We start from the raw sequence: 1,580 nt of genomic DNA, 5'->3' as shown, positions 1-1,580 counted from the left end.
CGCCGCGGACCGCGGCGAGGTGCTCGCCTGCTTCGTGCTCGACCCGCGGCTGGAGGCGTCGTCGGGGCGCCGCCGCCTCCAGTTCCTGGGCGACTCGTTGCGCCGGCTGCGCGAGGACCTCGACGGCCGGTTGCTGGTGACCCGCGGCCGTCCCGAGGAGCGGATTCCGCGGATCGCCCAGGAGATCGACGCGACGGCGGTGCACATCTCGGAGGACTTCGCACCGTTCGGGCGGCGCCGTGACGAGCGGGTACGCGCGGCCCTGGACCCGGTGCCGTTGGTGGCCACGGGCTCGCCCTACCTGGTGTCGCCGGGGCGGGTCACCAAGCCCGACGGCAGCCCATACCGGGTTTTCACGCCGTTCTTCCATCGGTGGCGCGACGTCGGTTGGCGGGGACCCGCCCGTTCCGGCGCCGACCCGGCGCGCTGGATCGATCCGGCGCCGCTGCGCGTCGAGCAGTGCGAAATCCCCGACCCGGGCGCCGCGCTCGACCTCGCCGCCGGGGAGCGCGCGGCCCTGGTGGAGTGGGAGGCGTTCGTCGCGGACGGGCTGCCGCGTTACGCGCAGGACCGCAACCGGCCCGACCTCAACGGCACCAGCCGGATGTCGGCACACCTGAAGTTCGGCACCATCCATCCGCGCACCCTGGCCGCCGACCTCGACCTTCGGGGCAGCGGAGCGCAGGCGTACCTGCGGGAGTTGGCATTCCGCGATTTCTACGCCGACGTGCTGTACCAGTGGCCGGCCAGCGCCTGGCGCAACTGGAACGGCGAGTTCGACGGCATCCGGACGGACAGCGGGGTCGCGGCGAAACGCCGCTTCGAGTCGTGGAAGGCGGGCGAGACCGGGTTTCCGTTCGTCGACGCCGGGATGCGCCAGCTGCGCGAGACCGGCTTCATGCACAACCGGCTGCGGATGGTCGTCGCGTCGTTCCTGGTGAAGGACCTGCACCTGCCCTGGCAGTGGGGCGCCGAATGGTTCCTGGAACAGCTCGTCGACGGGGACATGGCCAACAACCAGCACGGCTGGCAGTGGGCCGCGGGGTGCGGCACCGACGCCGCTCCGTACTTCCGGGTGTTCAACCCCGACAAGCAGGGCGAGAAGTTCGACCCCGAGGGCGACTACATCCGGCGCTGGGTCCCCGAACTGGCCGGCGCGGACGACGCGCACCTACGCAAAGGCGAACGGCCCCAAGGGTATCCGGAGCCGATCGTCGACCACGGCACCGAGCGCGCCGAGGCGCTGCGCCGCTACCGCGACATCGGCTGAGCGCGGCCGCGAGGGACGCCTCAGCGGGCCGCCTTCTTGCGTTCGATGTCGGCCAGCGCCGCGGCCAGTTCGGCGCGCTGGGCGGCCGAACTCTCCCACGACAGCTGCCGGTTCTTGACCACCTTGGCCGGCGCGCCGACCGCGATCGAGAAGTCGGGGACCACGCCCCGGACCACCGCGTGCGAGCCGAGCACGCAGCCCCGCCCGACGGCGGTGCCGCGCAGCACCGTCACCTTCACCCCCACCCAGGTGTCCGGGCCGATGCGGACCGGGGACTTGATGATGCCCTGGTCCTTGATCGGGACGTTGA

General features: G+C 72.4%; 1 protein-coding gene and 1 pseudogene. One reads left to right on the top strand and one right to left on the bottom strand.

Going from position 1 to position 1,580, the window contains the following annotated elements:
• The coding region (locus AC2VON_RS17430) for a cryptochrome/photolyase family protein (protein WP_486954073.1) at positions 1 to 1,270 on the top strand (1,270 nt) is incomplete at its 5' end.
• 20 nt (positions 1,271 to 1,290) lie between these two features.
• Here the strand turns inward: AC2VON_RS17430 and AC2VON_RS17425 are convergent.
• Positions 1,291 to 1,580 (bottom strand): annotated as a pseudogene (locus AC2VON_RS17425) (acetyltransferase); the annotation flags it as partial.

Source organism: Mycobacterium sp. TH-M82 (assembly GCF_057473605.1).
The sequence above is the reverse complement of the archived record's forward strand: the minus strand, read 5'-3'. Positions and strand labels throughout refer to the sequence as shown.